The 25,077-nt window shown below is 43.9% G+C and carries 15 protein-coding genes and 3 pseudogenes; 12 read left to right on the top strand and 6 right to left on the bottom strand.

Annotated elements, in window-relative coordinates:
* Positions 1-2: 2 nt before the first annotated feature.
* Positions 3-986, bottom strand: a complete 984-nt coding sequence (locus ACYX4W_RS14970) for an endonuclease/exonuclease/phosphatase family protein (RefSeq protein WP_476073687.1) — start codon at positions 984-986, stop codon at positions 3-5.
* A gap of 434 nt (positions 987-1,420) precedes the next feature.
* Between ACYX4W_RS14970 and ACYX4W_RS14965 the strand changes: the two are divergent.
* Positions 1,421-2,021, top strand: a pseudogene (locus tag ACYX4W_RS14965) (BON domain-containing protein).
* A 620-nt stretch (positions 2,022-2,641) separates the two neighbouring features.
* On the opposite strand, the pseudogene ACYX4W_RS14960 reads toward ACYX4W_RS14965, so the two are convergent.
* Positions 2,642-3,718 (bottom strand): annotated as a pseudogene (locus ACYX4W_RS14960) (polysaccharide lyase family 7 protein); the annotation flags it as partial.
* Positions 3,719-4,383: 665 nt separating this feature from the next.
* Here ACYX4W_RS14960 and ACYX4W_RS14955 point away from each other — a divergent pair.
* A complete protein-coding gene (locus ACYX4W_RS14955) occupies positions 4,384-4,761 on the top strand; it encodes a hypothetical protein (RefSeq protein ID WP_476053866.1) in 378 nt (125 codons plus the stop codon).
* A 130-nt stretch (positions 4,762-4,891) separates the two neighbouring features.
* Here ACYX4W_RS14955 and pyk read toward each other — a convergent pair.
* Positions 4,892-6,329 (bottom strand): annotated as a pseudogene (pyk, locus tag ACYX4W_RS14950) (pyruvate kinase).
* 238 nt (positions 6,330-6,567) lie between these two features.
* Positions 6,568-7,419: a MurR/RpiR family transcriptional regulator gene (locus ACYX4W_RS14945; RefSeq protein WP_474806210.1), complete on the bottom strand. Its 852-nt coding sequence runs from the start codon at positions 7,417-7,419 to the stop codon at positions 6,568-6,570.
* 284 nt (positions 7,420-7,703) lie between these two features.
* Between ACYX4W_RS14945 and zwf the strand changes: the two genes are divergently transcribed.
* Genes zwf through ACYX4W_RS14920 form a run of 5 tightly spaced genes read left to right on the top strand, consistent with a single transcriptional unit; the run spans position 7,704 to position 13,328 of the window.
* Positions 7,704-9,197, top strand: a complete 1,494-nt coding sequence (gene zwf, locus ACYX4W_RS14940; protein ID WP_458730979.1) for a glucose-6-phosphate dehydrogenase — start codon at positions 7,704-7,706, stop codon at positions 9,195-9,197.
* A 1-nt stretch (position 9,198) separates the two neighbouring features.
* Positions 9,199-9,891 (top strand): 6-phosphogluconolactonase, encoded by a 693-nt coding sequence (gene pgl / locus ACYX4W_RS14935; protein ID WP_474856981.1) that lies wholly within the window; start codon positions 9,199-9,201, stop codon positions 9,889-9,891.
* A 9-nt stretch (positions 9,892-9,900) separates the two neighbouring features.
* A complete protein-coding gene (gene edd / locus ACYX4W_RS14930; RefSeq protein WP_476053868.1) occupies positions 9,901-11,727 on the top strand; it encodes a phosphogluconate dehydratase in 1,827 nt (608 codons plus the stop codon).
* Positions 11,727-12,680, top strand: a complete 954-nt coding sequence (locus ACYX4W_RS14925) for a glucokinase (protein ID WP_269918098.1) — start codon at positions 11,727-11,729, stop codon at positions 12,678-12,680. The genes edd and ACYX4W_RS14925 overlap by 1 nt, the downstream gene beginning before the upstream one ends.
* Before the next feature lie 3 nt (positions 12,681-12,683).
* Positions 12,684-13,328 (top strand): bifunctional 4-hydroxy-2-oxoglutarate aldolase/2-dehydro-3-deoxy-phosphogluconate aldolase, encoded by a 645-nt coding sequence (locus ACYX4W_RS14920; protein WP_179983754.1) that lies wholly within the window; start codon positions 12,684-12,686, stop codon positions 13,326-13,328.
* A gap of 126 nt (positions 13,329-13,454) precedes the next feature.
* Here ACYX4W_RS14920 and ACYX4W_RS14915 read toward each other — a convergent pair whose 3' ends face one another.
* Positions 13,455-14,306 carry a D-hexose-6-phosphate mutarotase gene (locus ACYX4W_RS14915; protein ID WP_476073686.1) on the bottom strand — a complete coding sequence of 284 codons (852 nt, stop codon included), beginning with the start codon at positions 14,304-14,306 and terminating at the stop codon, positions 13,455-13,457.
* A 174-nt stretch (positions 14,307-14,480) separates the two neighbouring features.
* Entirely contained in the window at positions 14,481-15,476 is a 996-nt protein-coding gene (gene gap, locus ACYX4W_RS14910; RefSeq protein ID WP_179983752.1) for a type I glyceraldehyde-3-phosphate dehydrogenase, read from the bottom strand.
* 236 nt (positions 15,477-15,712) lie between these two features.
* Between gap and malQ the strand changes: the two genes are divergently transcribed.
* The 5 genes from malQ (at position 15,713) to msrB (ending at position 24,931) form a co-directional block, all read left to right on the top strand.
* Positions 15,713-17,911, top strand: coding sequence for a 4-alpha-glucanotransferase (malQ, locus tag ACYX4W_RS14905; protein ID WP_476073685.1), 2,199 nt, complete (start codon positions 15,713-15,715; stop codon positions 17,909-17,911).
* A gap of 157 nt (positions 17,912-18,068) precedes the next feature.
* Positions 18,069-20,243 (top strand): 1,4-alpha-glucan branching protein GlgB, encoded by a 2,175-nt coding sequence (glgB, locus tag ACYX4W_RS14900; RefSeq protein WP_476073684.1) that lies wholly within the window; start codon positions 18,069-18,071, stop codon positions 20,241-20,243.
* A gap of 48 nt (positions 20,244-20,291) precedes the next feature.
* On the top strand, positions 20,292-22,391 hold the full coding sequence (glgX, locus tag ACYX4W_RS14895; protein ID WP_476073683.1) for a glycogen debranching protein GlgX: 2,100 nt from the start codon (positions 20,292-20,294) through the stop codon (positions 22,389-22,391).
* Positions 22,392-22,849: 458 nt separating this feature from the next.
* Positions 22,850-24,403, top strand: a complete 1,554-nt coding sequence (gndA, locus tag ACYX4W_RS14890; protein WP_476073682.1) for an NADP-dependent phosphogluconate dehydrogenase — start codon at positions 22,850-22,852, stop codon at positions 24,401-24,403.
* A gap of 99 nt (positions 24,404-24,502) precedes the next feature.
* Positions 24,503-24,931 (top strand): peptide-methionine (R)-S-oxide reductase MsrB, encoded by a 429-nt coding sequence (gene msrB, locus ACYX4W_RS14885; RefSeq protein ID WP_039216559.1) that lies wholly within the window; start codon positions 24,503-24,505, stop codon positions 24,929-24,931.
* Positions 24,932-25,077 lie beyond the last annotated feature (146 nt).

The raw sequence follows: 25,077 nt of genomic DNA, 5'->3' as shown, positions 1-25,077 counted from the left end.
CTTTATCCTTTGTCGGTCATTAACGCAAGTTCGGTATAAAGAGGGTAGTGATCAGATCCCACCCCCTCTAACTTCTCAATGTTTACTAAACCAAAGTGTTTAGAGTGAAAAACGTGATCTAGCGGCCACTTCACTAATGGGTACTTTGCGTGGAACGTATTAAAAAAGCCTCGGCCTTCCCTAGGGTCTAATAGGCCGCTTATTTTCTTAAAGTTCCTGGTAGTAGGTGACCACGCGACGTCATTTAGATCGCCAGCGACTATGATTGGACCTTCTGTTTTAGCAATTTCCTCTCCGACAACGGTCAACTCGATATCCCTAGGTTTAGCATAGGTATTTTCCGTAGGGCTTGGCGGTTTTGGATGAAGAAAATACAGCAGCACATCTTGACCATGATGATTAATTTTTACCCTCATAGATGGCACATCGTCTTCTATCATAAAACGAAGTGTAGCCTCTTCAAATGGGATCTTGCTGTATAGATGCATGCCGTAAAGGTTTTCTAGAGGGCAGAATTTGCGGTAAGGATATTCTGACTCTATTTCGCTAATGCCCTTCTGCCACTTTTCATTAGATTCAAGAGTAACCAGAAAGTCGGGGTGTTTATTGCGCACATGCTCGATGAGCTTGCGAAAATCGTTGTTTGGCATATATACGTTACTGGAAAGCACGCTAAGTTTACGGCTCGTGTCCTCACTACCCACGCGTTGTACTTCACGCTTGTACAGGGGAGTGTAGGGGATTATCCAGACAACTTGGTAAATCAAGCTAACAATTAAGCCTACTACCAAAATTAGCGAAAGGCTATTTAATGGGGCGTAGTACGATGCTTTAAAAGCGTACCCAATAAGTAATAAAGAAATAATAGCTGCTATTTGAAGTCGTGGAAACTCCCATACTCTTACCAACCAGTGTGAAGAGGGTAAAAGGGGAGCCCAGCTTACAGCGATAAAAAAGACAGAAGCAGCAGTGAGTGCAGTATCCATGTCTAGATGGTCCTTGAGTAAAACTGACAAAACACATCTTACCTAAACCAAAAAAGTTAGTTGGCATGTCAAAGGCGATGTAGATGATGTGAAAACAATAGTTATAATTACGGCGGTTTTCTAAAATAAGTTTAACCTTACCTTTCTATTGAGCGTCAGTATCTGTGCGTGGTTCTATGGATCTTTTCAATGTTAATTCCACCGTGTTATTTCCTCAGGGTTATTAAGCGGCGAATTATAAATAGAGCACTTTCCATAGGGCATACGCTGTTTGCTTGTGTTAAGTAAAAAATTCTCGAAATAAGGCAAAGTTTGCAAATTCCAGAAGTCCGATATAATCGAAAATCAATAATTAATGTATATAAAACAATAGGATATTATGTTGGCAAGGTTTTAGCACCTGTAGTTGTGAGTTTCGACAAAGGAGAAATGTTATGAAACGTTCAATTATTTCTATGATTGTTGCTACAACATTAACTACAGACTGCTTATGCTGGTGATATGGACACAGACAATAAGTGGGAAAAAGGTGCTAAAGACGCATGGATTGACGGTAAAGCAGAAGCTACGCTGTTGTTCAATGGCAATCTAGATTCATTCGACATTAACACCGACGTAAAGGATGGTAATGTCGTTCTTACAGGCAAGGTTGAAAACTCTGTCGATAAAAAATTAGCTGAAGAGTTGGTAGCTAACATCGACGGTGTATCCTCTGTAGATAACAAGCTTACTGTTGTTAACGACAACGATATGCACAAAGAGATGTCTGACGATATGGAAGACACTGTAGATGAAGGCACAAGTGAATTAACTGACGCCAAAATTGCTACAGTAATTAAGACTCGCCTTCTCATGGACACAGATATTTCAGGCTTTGACATTGACGTTGACGTAGAAAATGGTGTGGTAACACTGACTGGCGAAGTCGATTCTGACGCTGAGCGTGACCTAGCAGTAGAAATTGCTAAAAATGCTTCTGATGTTAAAGACGTAGAGAGTGACTTACGTGTTGTTACTGAAACTGCAATGAACTAAAGTTTCTTCATCCGACATTATGAAAAAGGGGCATGCGCCCCTTTTTTCTTGCCTAACGAAAGTAAGGTAAAATGGTTAGCAAATCGACATAACTAATGTTTCCACTCTTCATCCAATAGGACAACTTCACCGTTTTCAGATTTAATTTCTTTTCGGGATTCAGTGCCATTTTCTTCCACAAGATAAAATTCATAAATCGTAATATCAGTTCCGTATTGTTTACTTTCAATGATACGCCTAACTTGGTCAGAGTTTTCCTGCTTATTGATAAGTGTTTTTACAGCGGAAGGTAAATCTTCCATAGTTAAATCCCGCTGTACTTCAACAATTTTCCACTGCTCTCCATTTTGCAGCATATCGAATTCTATTTCATTTCCGTTAGCGTCTTCACCTTCAACATCAAGATATACATGATCGTGTTTGTATTCTTTCTCAACTTCTTGTATCGCAAAATTAGGCGCAACGCTTTTTATTGCCGTTAACGCGGAAGTAGGAATAGCATCTATGGATATCGCTTCTTTTTTGTTTAGCGTAGCGCCAATCTTCACATTGTCGCTTTTCGCCACAGGTCTTTGCGCCCCAGGTTTTTGCGTAATTAGGTTCGCTTTGAAGGTTTCAATAGGTTCGCTGCTTTCACCTACCGTTAAGTTGGAAAACGCAACCTGTACATAGTCACCATTTTTCCTATCTTCTTCCCAGTTTCCTGTACCCATACATGCAGCGTACCAAAAGCCGTCATCATCTTTAGTACTGCACTGGTTATAAGCGCCAGCTTTAAAATAATTCCAATCTAGCGTAAAGCCGTAGGGGTGATCGTGTTGGTCCAACTCTCCATAAGCATTTACCCCATTGGCAAGATTAATAGCATAATTAACGGTTTTGTGTCCGTCTGATTTAAAGCTTAGGTACATCACGTCACCGTGAACGTTCACTTCATAACTAAAGCTCTCGTTAAGTTTAATACCTTCGCTACCCGGGTTTTCTGGGTCGGTCCATAAATTTCCCCAAACTGGATAAGCAATATCAGTACGGTTTTTATCATTCTTGGGCAAGTTGCGCTCGTAAGTCCAGAATACAGAACCTGTTTCATGCTGTGGCCACTTTTTATAATAAATCTTGAGTGGTTCATTACCCCAACCAAACCCTTTGACCTTTTTCTTCCATTTACTGGCGTGTATTTGGCCTACTACCACTGAAAAAGCCGGCGCTTTGTCGGGATATTTAGCTCTGGTAGCGACGTGCTGCACTTTAAGCGTGGCATTTAATTTTCCGCCGACTTGCGCAAAGCGATCTGAAATAGGGTTGCTGGCAACAGTAAAGTTATTCTTTGGGGAGTGAGTTTTTATGCGTGTGTTAGAGCCGCGAAGCATGTGTCGAAGTTCGCTACGAGTATTAGATGAATTTTGAGTGGTTAGCGCTTTATTAGGCGCAGCAAATACCATATTGCCGTCATCGTCAACATAGAAAAAATCTTTGTGCTCAAAGCTCTGAATATCCTTTACGGATATTTCGTCAACTTTCCCATTGTTGTCTTTATCTGTAGGGATTGTAATTTTCCATTCGCTTAAATCAAACTTCTCAGCTGGAAGTGTATCAGCATTAGTAAGGCCTGAAGCGAAGAGTAGTGGAAGGCACGTCAACAGGGGCTTTGTGCATTGGGAAACAGAGACGGTAAATAACGAAAAGGCAGTAGGCATTGTTTTTATTTTAGACATTTAAACCTCTTAGTAGACAATCGCTTACCAATACAACTAATACTTAAGTTAATATTATTGGTAAGTCCAGTTCTGGGTTGAATTTTTACTTTGTAATGCCAATTTATCATTCTTGTAAACCAATTGCAAAATGTTATCAAGTCGTTAACTTTAAAGAGTTCTGAAGGGGAGAGTGATTATATAACCTTCACTTTTACCGTTGATTTCGATGTTTTTTTATACTTATGTCTATGCGCGTCGCGATATTTAGCGCGAGAAATAAACTTTTTGGTAATACCAAATATGCATTAGACACTATATTCTTTATCTACTGTTTGTTTGAGCCTATTTCACTAACTTAAGTTTAGAAACGCTTAAATTAAACTTGAAGGAAAGACACGGAAAAATTCTCTTAAAGTGTGTAGAAAGTTCTTTATACACATTTTGCAGTAGCAGTCTTGTTTCATATCTTCCTGATATTCAAAGAAATATATTGTGGTATAGAAGCTGCAATCTCAAATTATAAATTACATTTAGCAATTAATATTAGCGCGCTGTTTGGCATACATTAACTTTTCATCGCCGAAGAAGTTAACCAAATAGAAGTCGTTAACCAAATAATTGTTATCCAAATTATGAGCAGTTCACAGTTGGTCAAGGAGTGAGGCATGAACATTTTAAAGTGGGTTTATTCAGCTATTGTTGTTTCAGTTGTCATAGCACTAATCGGCATGTTTGGGCAGGGTAAGCTTTCAGTTAGCCAAGCAACGGCCGATGACGCAGAACGCACTGTTCACGCAGATATTGTTAAGGTTGAACAGACCTTATCACTGGTAGAGTTTGATTTATCCAAAAAGGCGCATTTGCTTAGAAAAACACGCTTAGATTTTTATGTTAAGCAGGCAAAACAAGCCGATTTAAGAGGTTGGAAGTTTAAACGTGATGAGTTCGTTGAACGGGCTGAAAACATCATAAGCCACCATCTTACACAATATGCGAACGATATAAATCAAGAGACAGAGACCTACACTGCACAGGCAATCTAGCCTAAACAGTATTAACCAGAACGCCCCTTACATCATAAAGGTGTAAGGGGCGTTTTTAGTTTCCAAATCTATTCAAATTTCAGGCAAAAAAAAGCGAAGCTTAAGCTTCGCTTTCAATATTCGTTTCAGACTATTCAACTTCTACAATTTTCAAAGTGTTCGTTGCGCCTACTTTTTCCATTTCATCGCCATAAGTAAGAATGATGCTGTCACCGCTTTTCACTAAGCCTTTGTCTTTTAGCGAAGCAATAACATCGTACTTTAATTTGCCTGGTTCGCTGTTAGATGAGTCAAAGTAAACTGGCTTCACACCACGACACAATGCCATAGTGTTGAGCGTGGATTCGTGACGAGACATGGCAATTATTGGTAGTGACGTAGTAATACGAGACATCAAGGTTGGCGTAGTTCCACTTTCTGTCAAACCGACAATCGCCTTAACGCTTGGCAGGTGGTTCGCTGCATACACAGTCTGAAAGTGCAATTGATTCGCTCGTTGATGAAAATTTCTGATCCATGCGGTGCTTAGAAATTTTAACGCTTGGATGAGTTTCTGCACCTTCACAAACACGGGCCATTGCTGCAACCGTCTCGATAGGGAAGTTACCCGCAGCGGTTTCAGCTGAAAGCATAACCGCGTCCGTGCCGTCTAGTACAGCGTTTGCTACGTCCATAACTTCAGCACGTGTCGGCATTGGGCTATCAATCATCGACTCCATCATTTGAGTCGCTGTGATAACAACTTTGTTCAGTTGACGAGAGCGGGCAATTAACTTCTTCTGAACGCCAACAAGTTCTGCGTCGCCAATTTCTACACCCAAATCACCACGAGCTACCATTACAGCATCAGAGGCTACGATAATATCGTCCATGGCTTCGTCAGAAGCGACGGTTTCAGCACGTTCAACCTTTGCACAAATTTTCGCGTAGCAGCCTGCTGCTTCAGCAAGTTCTCGCGCGTAGTTTAAATCTGCGCCGCTTCGTGGGAATGACACTGCAAGGTAATCGACACCGATTTTTGCTGCAGTTTTAATGTCTTCTTTGTCTTTGTCAGTAAGTGCGTCTGCTGAAAGGCCACCGCCTTGACGATTAATGCCTTTGTTGTTTGAAAGTTTACCACCAACGGTGACTTCAGTAACAACTTTGCGTCCTTCAACACCTGTCACACGAAGCTGAATACGACCATCGTCCAGAAGAAGGATATCGCCAGCAGATACGTCGTCAGGAAGTGCTTTGTAATCAATGCCTACTTGGTTGATATCACCTTCGTCACGACCTAACTCAGCGTCTAAGATGAACTTAGCACCGATATCTAAATGAACAGCACCCTCGGCAAAACGGGCAACACGAATTTTAGGGCCTTGAAGGTCACCTAAAATAGCTACGTATTTGCCTAAGTTCTTTGCAGCCTGGCGAACGCGTTTAGCTCGCTCGATGTGGTCTTCAGCCTGCCCGTGTGAAAAGTTCATTCGCACTGTATTCGCGCCAGCGGCTATTAGCGCCTGAATTTTCTCAAGTGAGTCTGTTGAAGGTCCTAGGGTGGCAAGAATTTTAGTTCTTCTGGTCATGTGATTCCGTCGCTGTTTCTAAGTTAGAAAAGACAAAGAGTGATAGGCGTTGGCTATTATATGAACGCCTGTAATCGCTTTACGTAATTTTATTACAGAATAATAGTTGAATTTGACAATAATGTGAATGAAATAAACAAAAACGCCCAACTGGCTCGACCAGTTAGGCGCTCTTCTGGATTCATCAGTCGCTAATTGCTACGGCAATAAAGGCGACTATGATCAGAGTAGTGGTGATTTAATCGCCACGTTTTTCGTATCGTGACCCACGCAATGTGTCTTTTACGCGCTTGAGGTTTTCTCTGAACTTATTACCGCGGCGTAATGTAAACCCTGTTGCCAACACGTCAATAAGGGTCAATTGCGCTATACGTGAAGCCATCGGCATATACATGTCAGTATCTTCTGGCACTTCCAATGACAATACGTAGGTACACTCTTGAGCGAGAGGGCTTTCTGCCGATGTAATACCAACAACTGTTGCATCGTTCATTCGAGCGATTTGAGCGATTTCAACTAGGCTTTTAGTACGACCAGTATGGCTTATCAAAACCACGACATCACCGGCCGAACAATTCATACAGCTCATACGCTGCATTAGGATATCTTCAAAGTACACAACAGGCACGTTGAATCGGAAGAACTTATTAAGTGCATCGTGAGCCACAGATGCCGACGCACCTAAACCGAAAAATGAAATTTTCTGAGCCTGGGTGAGTAGATCAACTACGCGATTTACCACATTGACGTTAACCGACTGACGGGCAACTTCAAGCGATGCCATAGTAGACTCAAATATCTTGTTCGTATATTCGTCTGGGCTGTCATTTTCATCGACGTGACGATTAACATATGGCGTGCCGTTAGCTAAGCTTTGCGCCAAATGAAGTTTAAAATCTGGAAAGCCTTTTGTATCCAGTCTTCGACAGAATCGGTTAACAGTGGGCTCACTAACATCCGACATTTTAGCGAGGGTTGCTATACTCGAATGAATGGCTGTTTGTGGGTTAGCTAAAATAACTTCAGCTACCTTTTTTTCAGATTTACTGAATGCCGCTTGGTTTTGTGTGATTTTTTCTAAAATGTTCATACAGATATAGCAATTGGTTAGCACAAATTATTGTAAGGTACATCTGTAATAGTACCCAATGTGACGTCTGTGACAAGAAAAATGTAATTTTTTGACAAAATTTGTTGTTTCAAACAGGTTAAATCAGGGTAAACTGAGGGAAATAGTAAAGATTCAGATCCTATAGTTGGTTCAAGTTGTAATTTTACTACATTTGGTGTTAACTATACGGTAATAATAGTCGTTAGTGTTGTAAATAACTGTACAATACGCCGCGCACACATACATTTAAAAGGTCGACGAATATGGTATTGGATAATTCCTACGAGCCCTGTGATTTTGTACTTTTTGGTACGCTGGGAGATCTTTCACGACGCAAGTTATTGCCTTCTTTATATCAGTTAGAAAAAGCTAACTTGATGCACCCAGACACTACCATTGTCGGTGTGGCGCGTCAGGAAATGGAGCTTGAAGCGTATATCGAAGAAGTTCACGCTAACCTTATTAAGTTTGGTGAAAAGAACTTATGTGAAGAAACTTGGGAGCGCATGAAAGCACGTTTGCATTACGCATGCGTAGACATGAAAGATGTGGAAAGTTACTGCGTTTTAGACGACCACGTTGACCCAACTCGCACCATGGTGTGTTACTTAGCTACACCTCCTGCTATTTATGGCGACATTTGTCGCGGCCTGCATAGCTGCAAAATTATCGATTCAAGCGTTCGCGTAGTGCTTGAAAAGCCAATTGGTCATGATTTGGAATCGTCAAAAGTTATCAACGAACAAGTTGCTGAATACTTCGACGAAAAACAAATATATCGTATTGACCATTACCTAGGTAAAGAAACCGTTCTTAACTTAGTGTCGCTTCGTTTTGCCAACTCTATTTTTGCTACAAACTGGGATCACAACTGTATTGACCATGTTCAAATTTCAGTTGCTGAGTCAGTAGGTATTGAGGGGCGTTGGGGTTATTTCGACGATGCGGGACAAATGCGTGACATGGTACAAAACCACCTGTTACAAATTTTAAGCTTGGTCGCGATGGAACCGCCAACAACGTTAGATGCCGATAGCATTCGTGATGAAAAGCTTAAAGTGCTTAAAGCGCTTCGCCCTATCAACTCGTTTAATATCAACGAAAGCACGGTACGTGGTCAGTACACGTCTGGTTTTGTTAAAGGCGAGGAAGTACCTGGGTACCTTGAAGAAGAAGGTGCAAACACGCAGAGCAAAACCGAAACCTTTATTGCTATTAAAGCGGAAATTGATAACTGGCGTTGGGCCGGCGTGCCATTTTACCTGCGCACAGGTAAACGTATGCCAACTAAGGTGAGTGAAGTTGTTATTTACTTCAAGCGCCAGCCGCACAATTTATTCGGCGATAGCTTCAAAAACCTTCCGCCTAACAAGCTTGTAATACGTCTACAGCCTGATGAAGGTGTAGAAATCACTGTAATGAATAAAGTTCCAGGTTTAACTAGCTCAGGCTCGATGGATCTTCAAAAATCTAAGCTTAACCTAAGCTTCTCGGAAGCGTTTGCTGACGAGCGTATTCCTGATGCTTACGAAAAACTACTGCTTGAAGTGATGCTTGGTAACCAGGCGCTATTTGTTCGCCGAGACGAAATTGAACAAGCCTGGACATGGGTAGATTCAATTCTTGAAGCGTGGAAGCAATCAAGTGAGCCACCTGAGCCGTATCAGGCAGGTACGTGGGGCCCGGTAGATTCTATTGGTCTTTTAGCCCGCGAGAATCGCAGCTGGTACGAAAGCAAAACAGGGAAGAAAAAGTAATATGGCGTTAACAACTCTATCATTTGAAACACCTGACGCGCTAACCGATGCATTTGCACAAGATTTGGTAAGCATTCTTAAAACAGGTATTAAAACTCGTGGCCGCGCATCTCTAGTAGTTAGTGGTGGACGTACACCGCTAGCGCTTTTCAAGCAGTTAAGCGAGACCGACCTTGAGTGGGATAAGGTTGATATTACCCTTGCTGACGAACGCTGGGTTGAAGAGGGCCATGAAGCCAGCAATACTAGCCTAGTTAAAAACAATCTAATTCAAAATAAAGCCGCAGCAGCTCGTTTTATCGAACTGAAAAGCGATGTTGACGATGCAAACGAAGGTGTAAATGCAGCCGAGTCTAATTTGGCTAGCATGTCACAGCCTTTTGACGCATTGATTCTTGGTATGGGGGAAGACGGGCACACTGCATCGCTTTTCCCTTGTTCTGAGCAAGTACTTGACGGCTTAGATATGAGCAGCGGCAGAACCTGCATTGCTGTTCAACCTACAACAGCACCTCATCAACGTATTTCATTAACGCTACCTGCGTTACTCAATAGTCGAAACATCTTTTTACACCTAACGGGTGAAAAGAAAAAGCAAGTGCTTTTAGACGCTATTGAAAATGCTACCGAAGCGCAAAAGCCCATCACTGCCGTTGTAAATAGAGCACCGGTGACTCTGATGTGGGCGCCATAGGAGACAAGAATGAATCCAAAAATTGCTGAAGTTACGCAACGAATTATCGAGCGTAGTAAAGAAACGCGTAAAGCGTATCTAGAAAAAATTGAAGACGCGCGCCGTCAAGGCCCACACCGCGGTGTACTATCATGCGGTAACTTGGCCCACGGCTTTGCCGCATGTGGTTCAAGTGAAAAGGCAGACCTTCGTTCCATGACCAAAGCCAATGTGGCTATTGTGTCAGCATACAATGACATGCTTTCTGCTCACCAGCCTTATGAGACTTATCCTGCGCTTATTCGCGAAGCGGTAAAAGAAGTAGGCAGTGTAGCGCAGTTTGCCGGTGGTGTACCTGCAATGTGTGATGGTGTGACGCAAGGCCAGTCTGGTATGGACTTAAGCCTTATGAGCCGTGACAACATTGCTCAGGGCGCAGCTATTGCGCTTTCACATAACATGTTTGATAGCACCTTGATGCTGGGTATTTGCGATAAAATCGTACCCGGACTTCTGATGGGTGCACTAACGTTTGGTCACTTGCCAACGGTGTTTGTCCCAGCCGGTCCTATGCCATCAGGCTTACCGAACAAAGAAAAAGCGCGCGTTCGCCAAGAATTTGCTGAAGGTAAGGTTGGTCGCGACGCACTTCTTGAAGCTGAGTCTCAGTCTTATCATTCTGCTGGTACGTGTACTTTCTACGGTACAGCAAACTCAAACCAGCTTGTGGTTGAGATGATGGGTTTACACTTACCGGGCTCTTCGTTTGTTAACCCAGGTACGCCACTGCGTGATGCGCTAACAAAAGCCGCTGCGGTTCAAGCGACTCGCCTAACGGACCTTGGTGACAACTACACGCCAATTGGGCACATTGTAGATGCTAAAGCCATTGTAAATGGTCTTGTAGGTCTACTTGCAACGGGTGGTTCTACTAACCACACCATGCACCTTATCGCTGTTGCGCGCGCTGCTGGCTACATTGTTAACTGGGACGATTTCTCAGATATTTCAAATGCGGTTCCACTACTTACCCGTATTTACCCTAACGGTTCAGCAGACATTAACCACTTTGTTGCCGCTGGCGGTATGTCATTGCTTATCAAGCAACTGCTTGACGCAGGATTACTGCACAACGATGTGAAAACTATTGTTGGCGATGGCTTAGAGCTATACACCAAAGAGCCTGTGCTAAAAGACGGCGAGCTAGAGTGGCGCGACGGCCCAACAGAATCTCTGGATAAAGAGGTACTAGCAACAGTTGATGCACCATTTAAACCTGATGGTGGTTTGAGCGTGCTTGACGGGAACTTAGGCCGCGGCGTAATCAAAACGTCTGCGCTTCGTACTCCACATTGCACTATTAAAGCGCCAGCGGTTGTATTTGAAGATCAGTTTGAACTAGATGACGCGTTTAAATCTGGCAAGCTAGATAAAGACTGTATCGTGGTTGTTCGCTTCCAAGGGCCATCGGCCATTGGTATGCCAGAGCTTCACCGCCTAACGCCGCCGCTTGGTGTAATTCAAGACCGTGGCTTTAAAGTAGCCCTTGTTACTGACGGTCGTATGTCGGGTGCATCAGGTAAAGTACCTGCTGCTATCCACGTGACGCCAGAAGCTTATAAAGGTGGCCTGCTTGCAAAGGTACAGGAAGGCGACATTATTGAGCTCAACACCGAAACCGGTGCCCTAACTTTGCACGTTGATGACGAAACCCTTGCTGCTCGTGAAGCTGCGCCGGCAAGTTTGGCGAAGCATCATGTGGGAATGGGACGTGAAATGTTTGCGGGTATGCGTGCCATCCTTACTGGTGCAGAGGAAGGAGCGTGTTCACTGTTTTATACGCAGGAGCAAGCATAATGAGCCAAAAGTTTGTGGCTGATGTCGGCGGTACCAACATTCGCGTTGCGAGAGTAACCGAGTCGGGCGTCACTGACATCAAAAAATACATGTGTAATGACTTTGCTAGCATCGATTTAGCTATTACACAGTATTTTACTGATATGCCAGAGCACAACTTTACCCAAGGTTGTATTGCAATTGCCTGCCCAGTGCTAGGTGACCAAGTTGTAATGACTAACCACAGCTGGGCTTTTTCTCAAAACGCTTTGCGTTCGCAGCTCAAGCTAGATGCGCTGTTTGTCATTAACGACTTCACTGCAGTGGCACATTCATTACCTGTGCTAAGTGAAGACCAAGTTGTTCAAATTGGAGAGGGCACACCAAAAGAGAACGGCAATATTGCTGTTTTTGGCCCAGGTACGGGCCTTGGCGTTGAGCATATCACTATGACTTCGACAGGTTGGCAAACATTAGACGGTGAGGGTGGTCATGTTGACTTCGCTCCTGTTGATGAAACCGATGTTGTGGTTTGGCGTCATTTGCAATCAACATTGGGGCGTGCTTCTGCTGAAGAAGTGATGTCCGGACGTGGCTTGCACAATATCTACACTGCGTTAGCTAACGATGCGTCTGCCCCTGTAGCCTTTACTGAGCCAGCGCAAATTACTGAAGCGGCGTTAAACGGAACGTGTGAGTTAGCTGAAGCAACACTGACTCAGTTTTGTCGAATTATGGGGAGCTTCGCGGGTAATATAGCGCTGAATATGGCGACTACTGGCGGTATCTTTATTGGTGGAGGTATTGCAAATCGTTTCCCTGAGTTTATTCAAAACAGCGACTTCAGAGCGCGTTTTGAAGCGAAAGGGCAAATGAAGCATTACGTTAAAGACATTCCCACCTATCTTATTGCAGAACCTGATCACGGTTTATTGGGTGCGGCTGCATATCTGAATCAAAATACAGCGAGCTAAATTATGACATCAAAATGGAAAACCTCTCCAGAGGAAATTTTTGCGGCGGGCCCAGTTGTACCTGTGTTGGTTATCAACGACGTAGAAAAAGCGGTACCTCTGGCAAAAGCGCTAATGGAAGGTGGAATTAAAGTTTTAGAAGTAACTTTACGTACACCTGCAGCAATTGACGTAATTAAGCGAATTGCAGAAGAAGTACCTGATTCTTTGATCGGGGCAGGAACGGTAACCAACGCACAACAGCTAAAGGCGGTTGTTGAAGCCGGCGCTAAGTTTGCTATTAGCCCAGGCATGACGGCTGACTTGCTTAAAGCGGGTATGGATGCTGATATTCCACTTATCCCAGGTATTTCTTCAACGTCAGATCTTATGAAGGGTAAAGATGCGGGTTACACCCACATGAAATTCTTCCCAGCGGAAGCCTCGGGTGGCGTTAAAGCTATCAAGTCTATCAGCGGTCCTTTCCCTGATGTAACCTTCTGTCCAACAGGCGGTATTGGTCCAAATAACTATAACGACTACTTAGCGCTTAAGAACGTTAAGTGCGTAGGTGGTTCGTGGTTAGCGCCAGATGACGCGATTGAGTCAGGTGATTGGGCGCGCATCACGCAGCTGGCTAAAGAAGCCGTTGCAGGTGCTAAGCAGTAAAAGTCGCTAAGCTCTACGTTTTAAAAAACCTGCCAATTGGCAGGTTTTTTTTATAAGATACTTTCGCTACTCGATATTGCTAGCAAGCACCACTCATCGCGAAAGACCATCGATACAGCCACACGTTTACTTGGGAGCAATAGTCTGTTTAAGAGTGTGACTTTCACCAGGTGCTAATGTTCTGCCTTGTGTTAACGACGTCTCCACGCATAGCATGTGCTTATAGCCAAATGGGTCCATATCTGAAATGGACGCAGCACCTTGCCACGGGTTCCACACAACAAGTGAATCATTGCCCTGTGAGACAACTTCCGTAAATGAATTGCCGCCTACTTCAATATCAACGTTTTTAATGGGCGCAAGATGGATTCGGTCGGTTTCTCCGGTAATGGTGTAAGGCGTTGGCGTAGGCTTTATCGCCCAATCGTCAAGCTTGTCTTTATATTCGCCCTTAATTCCTTTTATAACTGCTTGCTGAATATCATCAACATGAAAATAAGTGTGCAGAGCACAGTTAAAGTCGAATGCTACCACCCCTGTGTTTTCAGTGACCAAAGATACCTCCATAGTTTCACCGATAGCGACAACCATGGTTACAGTGCAGTCATTTTCAAACCCCTCAGCCCGAGTAAAGCTTGGTGAAAGGGTTATAGTGGTGCAGTTTGCTGATTCTTCAGAGTTAACCAGCTTCCACACCTGTGTTCTTAAAAAGCCGTGAGAGGGAAGGGCTCCTTTTTCGCGACCATGGTCATCACTAAACCACGGCCAGCATACTGGAATACCCCCGCGAATTGGACGCTCGCCATTTAAGTATGCGTGTGGACTCACCCATAGTCGCTCTTTGTTATCACTTTTAGGAACAAATGATAAAATATGGCCGCCAAATAAGCTTATGCGCGCTGTGGCGAAAGCGTTATTTACGTCTAAAAAGGTAAGACCATTAGACTCGCTAACGGTAACTGAATTCACAGATGGCATACGTCCCCCTTGGACTGAATACTAAACTTACAAATAGGCGACGGGAAAATGTGTGTCGCTGAAAAACCGTCTTTATTTTTGAGACAACAAAAAAGGTGCAAACATAATGTTTGCACCTTTAGATTAACTCAACTTTAGAACAAATAGTTTAACTATTTGTTCTATATTTTTTTATTACTTAGAAATATGAGCTACTAAGTCAAGAACCTTGTTTGAGTAACCCCATTCGTTGTCGTACCAAGATACAAGCTTAACGAATGTGTCAGTAAGTGCGATACCTGCAGTAGCGTCAAAGACTGAAGTGCGTGCATCGCCTAAGAAATCGTTTGATACAACTGCATCTTCAGTGTAACCCATGATACCTTTTAGCTCGCCTTCTGAAGCTTCTTTCATTGCAGCACAGATTTCGTCGTAGCTAGCAGCCTTCGCTAGGTTAACCGTAAGGTCAACAACTGAAACGTTAGGAGTAGGTACACGGAAAGCCATACCTGTTAGTTTACCGTTAAGCTCAGGGATTACTTTACCTACTGCTTTGGCAGCACCCGTTGATGATGGAATGATGTTTTGACCCGCGCCGCGGCCGCCACGCCAGTCTTTCATTGAAGGACCATCTACAGTTTTCTGTGTAGCAGTTGTAGCGTGAACGGTTGTCATTAGACCGTCTACAATACCAAACTTGTCGTTAAGCACTTTTGCAAGTGGAGCAAGACAGTTAGTGGTACAAGATGCATTTGAAACGATAGTTTCGCCAGCATAGCTTTCTTGGTTAACGCCCATTACGAACATTGGCGTGTCGTCTTTAGACGGCGCAGACATAACCACTTTCTTCGCGCCAGCTTCAATGTGCTTCGCTGCAGTTTCTTTAGTTAGGAATAGACCTGTTGATTCAACAACAACATCTACGTTTACTTCATCCCACTTAAGCGCTGCTGGGTCTCTTTCAGAAGTAATACGGATAGTTTTGCCGTTTACAACTAGACTGTTGTTATCAACTGATACTTCACCGTCAAATAAACCGTGCGTCGAGTCGTATTTCAAAAGATAAGCAATGTAGTCTGTGTCTAGCAAGTCGTTAATAGCTACAACTTCAATGTCGTTGCGCTCAGCTGCTGCACGCATTACTAGGCGACCAATACGGCCAAAACCATTGATACCGATGCGGATTGTCATAACGTACCCCGATTGTTCAAATAAAATGAAAATAAATTACGTAAAGTATGGATCAAAATGCCATAATTAGCAAAATAAAAAGCTAAAGTGTTGCAAAATTACGAATAAGTGCTATTGCAATCGTATTCACATATCGCGAAGCCTTTGTTTCTAGAATAATGTTAAAAATTTGTTTGCAGACGCACTTTGCACCTTTGGCCTATGCGTCTTTCACCGAATAACAGGAATGACACACCATGACACAACAACTTCTGCAACAACTGGTTGAAATGCGCGGAATTGAAACCCAATACGTCGACGCATGGGGAAAACCAGCAACCATCGCAGAATCAAGCAAAGCGAAATTGCTAAACACGCTTGGCTATGACACCAGCAGTGATGAAAAAATTCAGTCACAAATTACACAAGATATTAAATCGGTATGGTTGTCGCCTTTAAATCCTGTTCAAGTTGTACGAAACACCCAAGAAATAAATTTAGCCGTTCGCTTACCCATCGAGTTGGTCAACGACGACCATACACTTACGGTTACGTGTGAAAATGGTGACGTACAGACCCATCAATTTACGCCTGTTGATCAAGAAATGACGACAATGGCGCACATTGATGATGTTGAATTCCATGAATACGTAGTAACCCTACCTTTGGATTTACCACTTGGATATCACGATGTAGCATTAAGTGCAGATGATGATGAATTCGCACGCTCTCGCTTAATTGTGGCTCCAGAGGCATGCTATACACCGAAAGAGATTAAAGAAGGCAAAAAAATCTGGGGCCTAAGTGTTCAGCTTTACTGCGTTCGCAGCGAAAAGAACTGGGGCATTGGTGACTTCTCAGACCTTGCACTACTTATCGAAAAAGCCGCGGGCGTTGGCGCAGATTTTATCGGGCTTAACCCAATTCACGCGCTTTACCCAGCTAACCCTAACGCGTGCTCTCCTTATGGGCCGAGCTCACGTCGCTGGTTAAACTATTTATATATCGATGTAACTGCTATTGACGGTTACGACGATGCATCAGTGCAAACGGTAGTTAACAGTGATGAGTTTAGAGCTACGCTAGAACATGCCCGTAATGTTGAGCATGTAGACTACGAAGCAGTAGCCCATGTGAAGTTAGCAGCGCTTAAAGCGGTGTTTGATGTTTACGATGCTAAATACCTTCGTAAAAGCACCAAACAAAATAAGGCGTTTAATGCTTTTGTTGAAGCAGGCGGCGAGAGTTTAGATATGTTAGCGGTGTACGATGCGCTGCAGTCACACCTAAAAGCCGATGGTAAGGAAAGCTGGGGTTGGCCAGTTTTTCCACAGGAATACAAAGACTACCACAACCCAGCAGTGGCTAAGTTTAAGAGCGCTAATCAGCATGAAGTTAAGTTCTATCTGTTCCTTCAATGGATTGCTGCCCAGCAACTTGAAGTAGCAAGTGATAAAGCAACAGGTGCAGGCATGACTATAGGTCTTTATCGCGATCTTGCTGTAGGTGTGAGCGAAGGCAGTGCCGAGATTTGGGGTAATAAGGACCTTTACTGCACAGGTGCAAGTGTAGGTGCTCCACCGGATATCTTGGGGCCGCTTGGTCAGAACTGGGGCTTACCTCCAATGGACCCTCGCAAACTTTATGAACAAGCCTATCAGCCAATTATTGACTTGTTTTCTTCGAACATGGCATCTTCTGGGTCGTTGCGAATCGACCACGTTATGGCGTTACTTCGCTTGTGGTGGGTAGTAAAAGGCGACCACGCAAAAGACGGAGGCTATGTTTATTATCCTGTCGATGACTTGCTCGGTATTCTAGCGCTAGAAAGTCACCGTAATGAAAGTTTGGTTATAGGTGAAGACTTAGGCACCGTACCCGAAGAAATTCGCAGCAAACTCGCCGACAACGGTGTGTACTCATACCGCGTATTTTTCTTCGAACAAGCAGAAGACGGTGGTTTCTTCTCGCCTAGTCATTATCCAGTTCAGTCGATGTCAACCTTGACTACTCACGATATGCCGACGTTGATTGGTTACTGGCACTGTTTAGATTTAGAGTTGGGTAAAGAAATAGGGCTGTATCCGACAGAAGAAATTCTTCAAACGCTTTATGCAGATCGCCATGAAAATAAACAAGCGATACTTGATACGCTGCATGGACACGGTTCAATTGGCGACAATGTAGGTCGCGATGTAAATCACACGGGAATGAATCGCGATTTAAATAACGGTATGCAGGTGCATATGGCAGGGGGGTCAAGTGCGCTATTAAGCCTTCAGTTAGAAGACTGGTTAGAAATGGATAAGCCGGTGAACATTCCTGGTACATTCGATGAATACCCCAATTGGCGCAGAAAGCTAACTGAGAATATTGAGTCGATGTTTGATAGACATGATATAAATGAGTTAGCGTCTAAACTTACTCATGCTAGAAAACAAGCAAGCCAAGGTTAATTGTCATTATCAAAGAATTGATAACAGACAGTTGCCTAGGCAACTTAAACGAGTAAGATAAAGTACCATGACGGTACTGGATAGAGCTTAAATGTTAAAACGCATTTAAGCTCACAATTCAACCCGCTGTAATGCGGGTTTTTACTAGGAGTAGCGAATGCAATTAGCGCAGCAGTTTGAACAGGTATTATGTTCTCAACCGTTTTCCCACTTAGGTATAGTGTCAAATGAGCAAAGTTCTATACTTCGTGTTTGGAACCCAAACGCAAGTGAGATAACGATTAAATGGGGCAATCCTGCGCTAAAGGAAACAACCGTTACTTCCAGTAATGGTTTGTTCGAGACACCACTGCCAGAAAAGTATCAAGGCGAAATTTATCGCGTTCTCGCTAAAGGCGAAAGCGCTTATATCGATCCTTATCAATTTACCGACCAGGCTTATCACGCTGTACATTACATCGACAGCTCGCCTGCGAACTTATATGAGCAAGCTGGCGCGCAACTGATTACATTGGCTTCACCAGAAGGTGAAGCTGTAAGTGGTGTAAGGTTCTGCGTATTCGCCCCTAATGCCAGTACGGTGTCACTTATTGGCGATTTCAATCAATGGGATGGCCGTTTACATCCTATGGAAAAAACGTCTATGGGTTACTGGGTGCTGTTCGTTCCAGAACTCAGCGATGGGGAGCGCTACAAGTATCAGCTTAAAGATGCGTACGGCCATGACCTGCCGCACAAAGCTGACCCCCTAGGTTTCAGCGCAGAGCAATACCCATCGCACGCGTCGAAAATTTATGACCACAACATCTACAAGTGGAATGATAGCGCTTGGATGGAAAAGCGAAAGGGCAATAAATACAACCGCCCGATGAGCATTTACGAAGTACATCTAGGGTCTTGGAAGCGCCCCGGCATTGAAACGGACGCGCGCTATCTGACTTATAAAGCATTGGCCGATGACTTAATAAGCTATGTCAGCGATATGGGCTACACTCACGTTGAATTGCTGCCCATTTCCGAGTTTCCTTTCGACGGTTCGTGGGGCTATCAGCCCGTAGGAATGTTCGCACCAACCAGTAGATTTGGAAACCCAGACGACTTCAAATATTTTGTCGATAAAGCCCACCAAGCAGGTATAGGCGTAATTATCGATTGGGTACCTGCGCATTTTCCGGAAGACGGCCATGGCTTGGCGCGATTTGATGGTTCTTGTGTTTATGAATATGAAGATCCGAGAAAAGGTTGGCATCCGGATTGGAATTCTTGCATTTACGATTTCGGCAAAGACACAGTTCGTCAATTTTTAGTTGCAAACGCATTGTTTTGGCTAGACAAATTTCACGTTGATGGACTCAGGGTTGATGCAGTGGCATCCATGCTTTATCTCGACTATTCACGCAATGATGGTGAGTGGATACCGAATGTGGATGGTGGCAACGAAAACTATGAAGCTATAAGTTTACTCAAATGGATGAATGAAGAAGTGTACAAGCACTTCCCCGACGCTATGACCATTGCGGAAGAGTCAACGTCATTTCCAAAGGTTTCTCGACCTGTTTTTGACGGTGGCTTAGGCTTTGGCTTTAAGTGGAACATGGGGTGGATGCACGACTCATTACATTACATCGCTAAAGACCCAGCGTATCGCAACTATCATCATGGTGATATCACGTTTAGCATGGTCTACGCATTTGATGAAAACTTTGTGCTGCCTATTTCACACGATGAAGTTGTGCATGGCAAAGGCAGTATGCTGCACAAAATGCCAGGCGATGAATGGCAGCAAACTGCTAATCTGCGTTGCTATGCCGGTTTTATGTATGGCCACCCCGGTAAAAAACTTAACTTTATGGGTAATGAACTTGCACAGGCCCGTGAGTGGAACCATGACAGCAGCCTAGACTGGCATCTGCTCGATTATGATAAACACAAGGGTGTTCAAACACTTTATAAAGCGCTCAATAACCTTTATACATCAACACCAGCGCTATACGAGCAAGATCACGAACCTAGTGGTTTCGCATGGCTAGATCACAGTAACGCAGACCAAAGCATAGTATCATTTGTGCGTACGTCAAAAGATGCAAAGCAGAAAGTGTATGTGGTGTCTAATTTTACGCCCGTGCCACGTGAAAACTTTAGAATAGGCGTAGATGATGCATGTACGTTATCGCTTGCACTTAATACCGATGACAGTGCGTACTGGGGGAGCAACTATGAGGTTTTACGTGAAGTTTCCACGCAAAACACTCCTTTCCATGACCGCGGTCACTCGGTAGAGATAACTTTACCGCCGTTAGCCACCGTTTTTTACGTTGCTAATGTAGGTTAATCCGTCTTAGGCATTATAGCCTTAGCGTATAAGTAGATTGAGAACGCAGTGAACGAAATTTCAGATATAGCGCAAATTGTTGAAAGTGGGGTGGGTAATGCACATCCACTGGGCGCCACACTGACTCACGATGGATGTAATTTTGCCGTTTATGCCCCTGATGCTAAAGCGGTCGTATTGTGCTTTTTCAATTGCGATACTGAAGAGGCAATAAGTGAACATCCACTGCCAGAAAAAACTGGCGATGTTTGGCACGGTCATTTTAGCGGCGTAAGTGCGGGTCAGTACTATGGGTATCGTGTAGAGCGTGGAGAAGGTGGTCTACATGCTGTCCCTACTGACAAATTGCTTATAGACCCGTACGCTAGAAAAATCAGCCGTGCAATAAAGTGGGATGCAAGGCAATACAAGCACGACTCTCAGTTTATGATCCCAAAGTGCATAGTCATAGATCATAATGACTATGCAACTAATCATGTTAGTTCGCCCAATATACCTAAACACAAGCGCGTGGTGTATGAAGCTCACGTAAAAGGGTTAACAAAACTTCACCCTGATGTACCAAAAGAACACAGGGGAAAGTTTATTGGTGCAGCTCACCCCAGCGTCATTAAACACATTAAAGCATTAGGCGTAACGACAGTTCAATTTATGCCTTTGTGTTCATTTATGCCAGAGCCTTTTATCACCGATAAGGGTTTAACAAACTATTGGGGATATAACCCAGTTAACTTCTTTGCGCCCGAACCTCGCTATGGTGTTTCTGATGCGCTCGCTGAACTCAAGTCTATGGTTGACGCTTATCACAGTGCAGGCCTAGAAGTGATAGTTGATGTGGTATTTAACCATACAGCAGAGGCCGGTGTTGGCGGTCCAATTCTATCCTATAAGGGTTTTTGCCCTTACCAAGCTTATTTGCTAGAACAAACGAAAAACGGAGAGTTAGTTTATTCCAACCACTCTGGCTGTGGTAACACAGTGAATACTGCCCAGCCATTTATGATGGGACTTATCTTGGATGCCATGCGTCATTGGGTATCCGCAATTGGCGTTGACGGTTTTCGCTTCGATTTGGCAGTTTGTTTAGGAAGAGAGCCGCAGGAATACAATAAGAAATCAGGCTTACTAAGAGCCATCAGTAGCGACCCAGTTTTAAAAGACAAGGTGCTGCTCGCTGAGCCTTGGGATATTGGGCCAAACGGTTACCAAGTCGGCAACTTCCCGTCACCATGGTTAGAGGTAAACGACAAATACCGCGATACAGTGCGCGCGTTTTGGCGGGGAGATGGTGGTGTAACAGCAGACTTTGCTACTCGCTTGATGGGCTCACGAGATATTTTTCATAAAGGCCGGCGACATATTAGTACGTCAGTCAATAATGTGACTTATCACGACGGTTTCACGCTGCACGATATGGTGACCTACGCCGAACGTCACAATCTCGATAACTTAGAAGAAAATCGAGATGGCCATGGACACAACCTGTCTGCCAATTATGGTATTGAAGGGGAAACGAATGACGAGCAGATACTCGCTATGCGAGAGCGTCAAAAGCGTAATCTGTTCGCTACTTTGATTTTTTCCCAAGGGACACCCCATATACTTGGTGGTGATGAGTTAAGTCGTACCCAAAACGGCAACAATAATGCCTACTGCCAGGATAATCCGATTAGCTGGATGAATTGGGAACTAAACAAGCGTAAACAGGACTTTTTAAGCTTCTGTCAGTATGTGGTGCGTTTACGTCAATCATCATCGCTGCTTAGTGAACTCAAGTTGCATGACGACACTTTTACATTATCGAGAAACGTTAAAGAGATTAATTGGTACAAACCGGATGGGTCGGACAAAGCGTCTGAAGATTGGAATGCACACCACAACAAAGCGTTTGGTGTTGAAATAAAGGGTTGTGCCATGAGCCAGAGAGAGCCCGACCAAAAGCCCGAGCACTGGTTCTTGTGTGTAAACGCTAGCGATAGCGACGTGCGTTTTCACTTGCCAACTGTGATGCCGAAAGGCGGGTGGACCATGCATTTAGATACACGCTATAGTTCACTAGAAGAACAACCTTCTATTTGTATCCAAAAGGTGTTTTTACAAGCCAGTAAATCTCTAACGCTGTTTAGTTTTTCCCAATTTTCCGAATAGAAGTTGCCGACTTTCGGGATAAAAGTTGTGGTTAAATGTTCAGAAAGGTTTAAAACGACAACGCGGTATATAGGGTCTTAATTACCTGCCACTTGCTTTACCAAAGCTCACAGCGATCGCTAGCGGGCACGAACCTAATTACTCTGCGCTAGGCGAAATACAGCCAGCGAGATAAATCTAATTGGATAAAAGCAGCGCTCAGCCACCGTCTAACAGCATGCTAAGTAGGAGAATGCTGCCGTGTCTTTACAGTTGTACGAATTTTGTTCGTCGTGGTGGTGCGTGTGTTATTCGGTATTAAATAAAAACAAATTTCTCGTTCAAACTGGCCTTAAAAACCTGTTAATGTTTACCGCTGGTGACATTTACACCAGCGCGTACTAATTTGTTAGCTTAGACTGTTCTTTATTCTTTCAGGTGGTATCATTCGCAGCCATCTGAAATGTGAGGGTGTTCCTATGCAAAAGAAAGGTGGTAATTCGCACGAAGACAAGTCGTGTGATATTGGTTTTATCGGTTTAGGGGTGATGGGTAGTAACCTAACCATGAACCTAGTGGACCATGGCTATCGTGTCGCGTGTTTCGATTTAGACCAAAATAAAGTTGAGTCTATTCTAGCCAAAGACGCAAGCGAAAGAGCTGAAAATACTGAGCCTCGTGTTGAAGGCTGCAGTTCTTACACCGAGCTTTTAAGCAAGTTAAAAGCCCCGCATCTTATTATTATCTCTGTGCCTGCTGGCGATCCTGTTGACCACGTTTGCAATCATCTTATTGACGCCGGAATTCACGCTGACGATATCGTGGTTGATACTGGCAACAGTTTGTGGACAGACTCTGTTGCACGTGAAGAGCAGTACAAAGGTAAATTTATCTTCTTCTCTACCGCCGTGTCAGGTGGTGAAGTAGGCGCGCGTTTCGGGCCATCTCTTATGCCTTCAGGCAACCCTTATGCATGGACACGCATTGAGCCAGTGCTTAAAGCTATTGCTGCAAAGGTTGACCCTGAAACAGGTAAACCATTAGAAAGCCATACGCCCGGTCAACCAGTGTTAGAAGGCGAACCATGTGCGACCTACATCGGTCCGGTTGGAGCCGGGCACTATGTAAAAATGGTGCACAACGGTATCGAATACGCCGACATGCAGCTTATCTGCGAAACTTACCATGTTATGCGCGAAGCGCTAAATATGGCGCCTGCTGAAATAGCAGAGGTGTTTCGTCGCTGGAACGAAGGCAAGCTGAATAGCTACCTGATGGAAATTAGTGCTGAAGTTCTTGAACAAATGGATCCAGAAACACAGCAGCCGTTAGTTGACGTGATCTTAGACAGAGCAGGTCAAAAAGGAACAGGCCTTTGGACTGCAGTAAGCGCATTACAGGTAGGTAGTCCGGCACAGACCATCACTTCTGCGGTATTCGCGCGCAGTATTTCTAGTTTGAAAGACGAGCGTGTAGCAGCGAGCAAGGTTCTTGCAGGGCCTGATGCGCCATCATTCAGCGATGATGAGAAAATGTCGATCATCAACAAGCTAGAGCAAGCGCTTTATTGCTCTAAAATCTGTGCATACGCACAGGGCTTCCAGTTAATGGCAATGGCAGGCAAAGAACACGGCTGGACACTGGAGTTTGGTGAAATAGCTAAAATATGGCGTGCAGGCTGTATTATTCGCGCCGTATTTCTTCAGTCTATTTCTCAGGCCTACGAGAATAACGAAGACTTAGCCAACTTGCTTATGGACCCATTCTTTGCGGAACAAATTACGCAGTACCAATCTGATTGGCGCGAGTCTATCGCCCAAGCTACACTGGCTGGCGTGCCTTGCCCTGCCATGATGTCGGCGCTAAGCTATTACGATTCATATCGCACAGCTGTATTACCTGCTAATTTGCTGCAAGGCCAGCGCGATTATTTTGGCGCACATACTTATCAGCGTGTAGATAAGCCAGCAGGTAAAAAGTATCACATTGAGTGGAGTGATCCTGCACGTCCGCAAACCACTATCAAAAAATAGTATGAACTAAATAGTGTTACACGCGCTCATAATTGAGCGTAAACTATCGAAAGGTGTATTTGTTTTCAAATACACCTTTTTTGTTTTAAGAGGTAAGTTATGTCGACAGATGAAAAAGCAAACGCATCAATAGCTAAAAAAGACTGGAAAACTGAGCTCACTGACGAGGAATATTATGTATGCCGCGAAGCGGGTACTGAGCGACCTTTCACTGGAGTATTGCTAGACGAGCAGCGAGATGGATTGTACGTGTGTAAGTGCTGCGAAGCGCCACTTTTCCCCTCAGATACTAAATTTGATGCTGGTTGTGGATGGCCTTCTTTCTATAAGCAGCTAGATGACGGTAATGTAGATTACAGAGAAGACTTGAGTCACGGTATGCGTAGAGTTGAGATTTTTTGTAAGCAGTGTGGCTCCCACTTAGGCCATGTATTTCCAGATGGTCCTGCGCCAACGGGTCAACGCTACTGCGTAAATTCGCTATCTATGACCTTTAAAGGCGAAGATGATACACAAATTAAAGGTTAAAAAGCCCTAGGTGAGCGCTTGATTAAGGTAAACATCTGATTAAATTTTGACCTCATGTGGGAAGTCGAGAGATCCAATCAAAAAAAACCGCCCATAAACGGCGGTTTTTTTAATTATTTACCAATGAAATTGTGTAATTGAGTTTC

It is taken from the genome of Alteromonas sp. ABH4_454, assembly GCF_056311775.1.
The sequence above is the reverse complement of the archived record's forward strand: the minus strand, read 5'-3'. Positions and strand labels throughout refer to the sequence as shown.

Bases quoted from the DNA above. Each gene is read 5' to 3' on its own strand.
- ACYX4W_RS14955 (WP_476053866.1), top strand. From the start codon at position 4,384: ATGAACATTTTAAAGTGGGTTTATTCAGCTATTGTTGTTTCAGTTGTC.
- ACYX4W_RS14920 (WP_179983754.1), top strand. From the start codon at position 12,684: ATGACATCAAAATGGAAAACCTCTCCAGAGGAAATTTTTGCGGCGGGC.
- gap (WP_179983752.1), bottom strand. From the start codon at position 15,476: ATGACAATCCGCATCGGTATCAATGGTTTTGGCCGTATTGGTCGCCTA.
- malQ (WP_476073685.1), top strand. From the start codon at position 15,713: ATGACACAACAACTTCTGCAACAACTGGTTGAAATGCGCGGAATTGAA.
- ACYX4W_RS14915 (WP_476073686.1), bottom strand. From the start codon at position 14,306: ATGCCATCTGTGAATTCAGTTACCGTTAGCGAGTCTAATGGTCTTACC.
- gndA (WP_476073682.1), top strand. From the start codon at position 22,850: ATGCAAAAGAAAGGTGGTAATTCGCACGAAGACAAGTCGTGTGATATT.
- msrB (WP_039216559.1), top strand. From the start codon at position 24,503: ATGTCGACAGATGAAAAAGCAAACGCATCAATAGCTAAAAAAGACTGG.
- ACYX4W_RS14945 (WP_474806210.1), bottom strand. From the start codon at position 7,419: ATGAACATTTTAGAAAAAATCACACAAAACCAAGCGGCATTCAGTAAA.
- edd (WP_476053868.1), top strand. From the start codon at position 9,901: ATGAATCCAAAAATTGCTGAAGTTACGCAACGAATTATCGAGCGTAGT.
- ACYX4W_RS14970 (WP_476073687.1), bottom strand. From the start codon at position 986: ATGGATACTGCACTCACTGCTGCTTCTGTCTTTTTTATCGCTGTAAGC.
- ACYX4W_RS14925 (WP_269918098.1), top strand. From the start codon at position 11,727: ATGAGCCAAAAGTTTGTGGCTGATGTCGGCGGTACCAACATTCGCGTT.
- glgB (WP_476073684.1), top strand. From the start codon at position 18,069: ATGCAATTAGCGCAGCAGTTTGAACAGGTATTATGTTCTCAACCGTTT.
- pgl (WP_474856981.1), top strand. From the start codon at position 9,199: ATGGCGTTAACAACTCTATCATTTGAAACACCTGACGCGCTAACCGAT.
- zwf (WP_458730979.1), top strand. From the start codon at position 7,704: ATGGTATTGGATAATTCCTACGAGCCCTGTGATTTTGTACTTTTTGGT.